We start from the raw sequence: 6213 nt of genomic DNA, 5'->3' as shown, positions 1-6213 counted from the left end.
CTCCCACGCTGGGCTTCGCTCGCGCGGGAGGGGCCCCACGACCCCGCTCGGGTCCGCCGATCCGCACCGTTCGGCACGGCCGGCCCGATCCGAACGACACCCCCCTAGGACCTGTCACATTCCCGCCTGCCGTGCGGCGTCTGGTGCGCGCTCCCTCAGAGGGGACCCCCAGCCGCGTTGTCGTCGGTCGCCGACTCTCCCACGCTGGGCTTCGCTCGCGCGGGAGGGGCCCCACGACCCCGCTCGGGTCCGCCGATCCGCACCGTTCGGCACGGCCGGCCCGATCCGAACGGCACCCCCTGGTCCACGTGCGTCAGCCCAGGTGTGTCGGCGCGAACATGCGCAGTACCGCCGGGAGTACGACCACCGACGGGCCCGGAGTCGCCAGGGCCTTCGTCAGGTCCTCCGCCAGGGTCTGCGGGGTCGTGCGGACGCCGGGTACGCCGAACGACTCCGCCAGGGCCACGTAGTCCGGCCGGGTCAGCTCCGTCGCCGTCGCCTGGCCGAAGGCGTCCGTCATGTACTCGCGGAGGATGCCGTAGCCGCCGTCGTCCACGATCAGCCAGGTGACCGGGAGGTCGTACTGGCGGGCCGTGGCCAGTTCCGCGATCGAGTACAGGGCGCCGCCGTCGCCCGAGACCGCCAGGACCGGACGGGTCGGATCGGCCGCCGCCGCGCCGAGGGCCGCCGGGAAGCCGTAGCCGAGGCCGCCGGCGCCCTGGGCCGAGTGCATCGTGTTGGGGCCCTGCGCGTCGAAGGCCGACCAGGCCCAGTAAGCAAGGATCGTCATGTCCCAGAAGGACGGGGAGCCGGCGGGCAGGGCGTCGCGGACGGCCGCCAACACCTGCTGTTCCAGGGTGAGTTCCTGGGACGCGATCCGGGCGGCCACCTTGGCCAGCAGCTCCCGCACCCGCTGCGGCGCCGACGCGTCGCTCCGCTCCGCCACGGTCTCCAGCAGGGCCTGCAGGGCCAGGCGGGCGTCCGCGTGGATGCCGAGGGCCGGATGGTTGGACTCCAGCTTGCCGAGGTCGGCCTCGATCTGGATCACCCGGCCCCGGGGCCTGAACGTGTGGTAGTTCGAGGACAGTTCGCCGAGGCCCGAGCCCACGACCAGCAGGACGTCCGCGTCCTCCAGGAAGTCCGTCGTGTGCCGGTCCTCCAGCCAGGACTGGAGCGAGAGCGGGTGCTCCCAGGGGAAGGCGCCCTTGCCGCCGAAGGTCGTCACGACCGGCGCGTCCAGCCTCTCGGCCAGCGCCCTCAGCTTGCCCGAGGCGTCCGCGCGCACGACCCCGCCGCCCGCGATGATCGCCGGGCGCCGCGCGTGCGACAGCAGGTCGGCCGCCACCGCCGTCAGTTCGGGGCGCGGGACCAGGTCGTCCGGCGTCGCGTCCATCGCCGTCACCACCGGCAGGGCGGTCGGCGACAGCAGGACGTCCTGCGGGATCTCCACCCACACCGGGCCGTGCGGAGCCGTCAGCGCCGACTTCCAGGCCGCCGCTATCGCGGACGGGATCTGGGACTGCGTACGGACCGTGTGGACGGACTTGACCACGCCCCGGAACGAGGCCGACTGGTCCGGGAGTTCGTGCAGATAGCCGTGGCGGCCGCCGCCCAGGCCCGCCGTCGGGACCTGGCTGCTGATCGCCAGGACGGGAGCCGAGGCCGCCGCCGCCTCCTGGAGCGCGGCGAGCGACGTCAGGGCGCCCGGACCCGTCGAGAGCAGGAGCGGCGCGGCCTCGCCGGTGACCCGGCCGTACGCGTCCGCCGCGAAGCCCGCGTTGTTCTCCACGCGCAGGCCCACATAGCGGAGCGACGAGCGGCGCAGCGCGTCGAACATGCCGAGCGCGTGCTGGCCGGGCAGGCCGAAGACCGTCGTCGCGCCGAGCCCGGCCAGGGTCTCCACGACCAGGTCCCCGCCGCTCCGGCCGGGAGGGGGATTCAGCGCGGCCGCCGTCTGCCGATCGGTCGGGCGGAGTACCAGGTCGTGGTCGTGAGTCACTGCTCTCGGTCCCCTAAGGAGAATCAGGCGTTGCGGGCCGCCGCGATCTGGCGGCTCATGATGGTGGTCAGTTCGTAGGCCGTGTGGGAGGCCGCGACCGAGGTGATCTCGGCGTGGTCGTACGCCGGGGCCACCTCGACGACGTCCGCCGAGACCAGGTTGCACGAGGCCAGGCCGCGCAGGATCTCCAGGAGCTCCCGCGAGGTCATGCCGCCCGCCTCCGGGGTGCCCGTACCGGGGGCGTGGGCCGGGTCCAGGCAGTCGATGTCGATCGAGATGTACAGCGGGCGGTCGCCGATGCGCTGGCGCAGCTGGTCGGCGACCTCGTCGGCGCCGCGGCGGTAGATGTCCGCCGAGGTGACGATGCCGAAGCCCATCTTCTCGTCGTCCGTGAGGTCCTGCTTGCCGTACAGGGGGCCGCGGGTGCCGACGTGGGACAGCGCCGAGGTGTCGAGGATGCCCTCCTCCACCGCGCGGCGGAACGGGGTGCCGTGGGTGTACTCGGCGCCGAAGTAGGTGTCCCAGGTGTCGAGGTGGGCGTCGAAGTGGAGCAGGGCCACCGGGCCGTGCTTCTTCGCCACCGACCTCAGAAGGGGCAGCGCGATGGTGTGGTCGCCGCCCAGCGTCATCAGGCGGGCGCCCGTGCCGAGGAGGTCGTCGGCCGCGGCCTCGATCGTCTCGACCGCCTCGTTGATGTTGAACGGGTTTACGGCGATGTCGCCGCCGTCCGCGACCTGGGCGAGCGCGAAGGGGGAGGCGTCCTGCGCCGGGTTGTACGGGCGCAGCAGCCGGGACGCCTCGCGGATGGCGTTGCCGCCGAAGCGGGCGCCCGGCCGGTACGAGACGCCGGAGTCGAACGGCACGCCCACGACGGCGACGTCGGCGGTGCCGACCTCGTCCAGCCGGGGCAGCCGGGCGAAGGTCGCGGGGCCGGCGTAGCGCGGGACGCGGGAGGAGTCGACGGGGCCGCGGGGCGTCTCGTTGCTGCTCATGGTGAAATGCCTTCTTTCCTGCGCTTCGTCGCGCATGCACTGCTTTCCATACGACTCTACTGGGGAGCCGCTACCGGTTCGGACGGGAGTTCGGGGGCGGGCCGTCCGGCGAGGCGCTCGCGCCAGAGCGCGAGGACGGCCGCGTCGGTGGGCCTGGTCGCCAGGGACACGACGACGTAGGCGGCGAGGGAGGCGAGCAGGCCGTAGTAGACGGGCTCGTTGGCGAGGATGCCGTACCCGGCCATCAGGCCGACGACCGCGAGGCCGCCGACGATCACCGAGGCCAGCGCGCCCTGCGCCGTGCCGCGCTTCCACAGCAGGCCGCCGAGGATGGGGACGAGCAGACCGGCGACGAGCAGGTTGTACGCCACGGTCAGCGCCTCGACCACGTTGTTCAGCGCGATGGCCGTGCCGATCGCCGCCACGCCCATGATCAGGATGAAGGCGCGGTTGCCCTTGACCTCGTCGTGTTCCCCGGCGGCGGGCTTGACGGCGCCCCGCAGCCGCGACCAGATGTCGTTGTTGGCGACGGTCGCGCAGGCGATCAGCGCGCCGGAGGACGTGGACATCACGGCGGCGAGGGCGGCGGCGAGCACCAACCCCCTGACGCCGACGGGGAGTTCGTCCTTGACGATGGTCGCGAAGGCGTCGTCCGCGCTGCCCAGCTTCGGGTACAGCACCTTGGCGGCCGTACCGATCACCGCGCCGGCGAGGGCGTAGGCCAGACAGTAGGTGCCGGCGACCGTGCCGCCCCACCGGGCGGTCGTGTCGCTGCGGGCGGTGAACACGCGCTGCCAGATGTCCTGGCCGATCAGCATGCCGAATGTGTAGATCAGGACGTAGGTGAAGATCGTCTCGCCGCCGATGCCCAGCGGGTCGAAGTACGAGGTCGGCAGCTTGGCCCTCATCGCGCCGAAGCCGCCCGCCTTGACGACCGCGATCGGCAGGAGGAGCAGGAGCACGCCGATCGTCTTGACGACGAACTGGACCATGTCCGTCAGGGTGATCGACCACATGCCGCCGAGCGTGGAGTACGCGACCACGATCGAGCCGCCGATGACGATCGCGAGCGTCCGGTTCATGTCGAAGAGGACGTCGAAGATCGTGGCGTAGGCGATCGTCGAGGTGACGGCCAGCATGAGGGTGTACGCCCACATGACGATGCCGGAGATCACGCCCGCCCGGCCGCCGTAGCGCAGGTCCAGCATCTCGGAGACGGTGTAGACCTTCAGACGGGCGATGCGGGCGGAGAAGAAGACCGACAGCGCGAGCAGGCCGAGCCCGATGGTGAAGACCATCCACGCGCCGGACAGCCCGTACCGGTAGCCCAGTCCCACCCCGCCGATGGTGGACGCGCCGCCGAGGACGATCGCCGCCATGGTGCCGGAGTACATGGCCGGTCCGAGCCGGCGGCCCGCCACCAGGAAGTCGCTCTTCGACCTGGCGCGGCGCATGCCCCACCAGCCCATGGCCAGCATTCCGGCGAGATAGAGGACGATCACTGTGTAGTCGACGGCCATGGGGCCCTCCTTCGCGCGCTGTCGGTGGCGTGTCGTGCAGATACATGGGGGGTGGCGTGCCGGCAGCGGATCGCGGGGACATCCGCCCGTACCCGCGGCTGCCGTGCTGACTTGACACTAGGTGGCCGGAAAGCGACTGCGAAGTGTACGTTTCATCCATACGAACGGGGTGGAGTGGAGGAAACGCACACCATGCCGGATGCACTCACCCCAGCCGTCCCGCCGACCCCGCCCGTCCCGCTCTCGGCCCTCCTCGCCCGCGAGGACCTGGGCCTGCGGCAGATCGCGGGCCCGGCGGATCCGTCGGTCGTGATCCACTGGGCGCACACGTCGGAGATGGCCGACCCGTACCCGTATCTGCTGGGCGGGGAGCTGCTGCTCACGGCCGGGGTGCAGATCCCGGAGGCGGCGGGCTCGGGCACCTACTTCGACGACTATGTCGCCCGGATCGTCGAGGCGGGCGGCGCGGCCCTCGGCTTCGGCGTGGCACCGGTGCACGACACGGTCCCGCGCGCGCTGGTCGCCGCCTGCGACCGCCACGGCCTCCCGCTCCTGGAGGTCCCGCCCCGGACGACGTTCTCCGGCGTGGCGCGGGCGGTGTGGCAGCTGATGGCACAGGCCAGGCTGGCCGAGCTGCGGCGCGTCACCGAGGCGCAGCAGAGCCTCGCCTCCGCCGCCGCCCGCCCCGACCCGGTCCCCTCCGTGCTGCGCCAGCTGGCCCAGCGGCTGACCGGCCACGCGGTGCTGTACGGCCCCGACGGCACGCAGACCGCCTCGGCGGGCCGGGAACCGGCGGCGGTACGGCAGGCGCTGACGCACCTGGCGGAGGTGGTGCGACCGGGCGGAACCGGCACCCCGGGCCCCACGTCGGCCACCGACACCCTGGGTGACACGCACCTGGCCGCCTACGCGCTGGGGACCGGTTTCGTCCTCGCCGTGGCGAGCACCCGGCGCGAGCCCGGCGACCACACCATCGCCTCCGTGGCCTCCGTCCTGCTGTCCCTGCTGACCGGCGAGCACCAGAGCGGCGCCGGTGCCGCCCGCTCGTCCGCCTTCGTCCGCCTGCTGCTCGGCGCGCGCCCGCAGGAGGTCGCGCCGCTGCTCGGGGAGAGCAGCTGGGTCGTCGTCCACGCCCGGCCGGAGGCGCAGCTCCCGGACGCCGTGGCCGCCTCGGCGCTCGGGGCGGCGCTGGGGTCGCCGCTGGTCGACCTCGCGCGGGACGTCGTACGGGTACTGGTGCCGGGCGGGCGGGAGCCGCGGGCGCAGCCCGGCTGGACGCTCGGGGTGAGCGCCGCCGTGACCCCGGACGCCTGGCCGGACGCCGACTCCCAGGCGGCCCGCGCCCTGGCCCGGGCCCGCGCCACCCGCACCCCGCTGATCCGGCACGGGGCCCGGCCGGGCCTCGCGGACCTGCTCCCCCGTGCGGACGCCGAGTCCTACGCCCGCACCCTCCTCGCCCCCCTCGCCGACCACCCGGCCCTCACCGAGACCCTGCGCAACTGGCTCGCACTGCACGGCAGTTGGGACCGCACGGCGGTCGCCCTGGACGTCCACCGCAACACGGTCCGCCAACGCATCACCCGCTGCGCCACCCTGCTGGACACCGACCTGGACGACCCGGACGTCCGGATGGAGCTGTGGTTCGCGCTGCGGAACGGCTAGCGACGACGCGGCGCGCCAAGGGGGCAGAACCCTTGGCGCG

General features: G+C 73.3%; 4 protein-coding genes. 1 reads left to right on the top strand and 3 read right to left on the bottom strand.

Translation table 11 applies throughout. The annotated features are described in order from the left end of the window. Positions 1–313: 313 nt before the first annotated feature. The 3 genes from ACZ4MF_RS18580 to ACZ4MF_RS18570 are packed head-to-tail and all read right to left on the bottom strand — an operon-like array spanning position 314 to position 4511. Positions 314–1999 carry a thiamine pyrophosphate-binding protein gene (locus tag ACZ4MF_RS18580; RefSeq protein WP_467493044.1) on the bottom strand — a complete coding sequence of 562 codons (1686 nt, stop codon included), beginning with the start codon at positions 1997–1999 and terminating at the stop codon, positions 314–316. A gap of 23 nt (positions 2000–2022) precedes the next feature. Next, positions 2023–2991 (bottom strand): agmatinase, encoded by a 969-nt coding sequence (gene speB / locus ACZ4MF_RS18575; RefSeq protein WP_376285829.1) that lies wholly within the window; start codon positions 2989–2991, stop codon positions 2023–2025. A 56-nt stretch (positions 2992–3047) separates the two neighbouring features. Continuing rightward, a complete protein-coding gene (locus ACZ4MF_RS18570; RefSeq protein ID WP_467493043.1) occupies positions 3048–4511 on the bottom strand; it encodes a sodium:solute symporter family protein in 1464 nt (487 codons plus the stop codon). 192 nt (positions 4512–4703) lie between these two features. Between ACZ4MF_RS18570 and ACZ4MF_RS18565 the strand changes: the two genes are divergently transcribed. After that, positions 4704–6173 (top strand): PucR family transcriptional regulator ligand-binding domain-containing protein, encoded by a 1470-nt coding sequence (locus tag ACZ4MF_RS18565; RefSeq protein ID WP_467493042.1) that lies wholly within the window; start codon positions 4704–4706, stop codon positions 6171–6173. Positions 6174–6213: the final 40 nt, after the last annotated feature.

The organism is Streptomyces sp. NPDC025793 (assembly GCF_055558375.1).
Note: the sequence above shows the minus strand (reverse complement) of the source record. Positions and strands in the feature narration are given on the sequence as shown.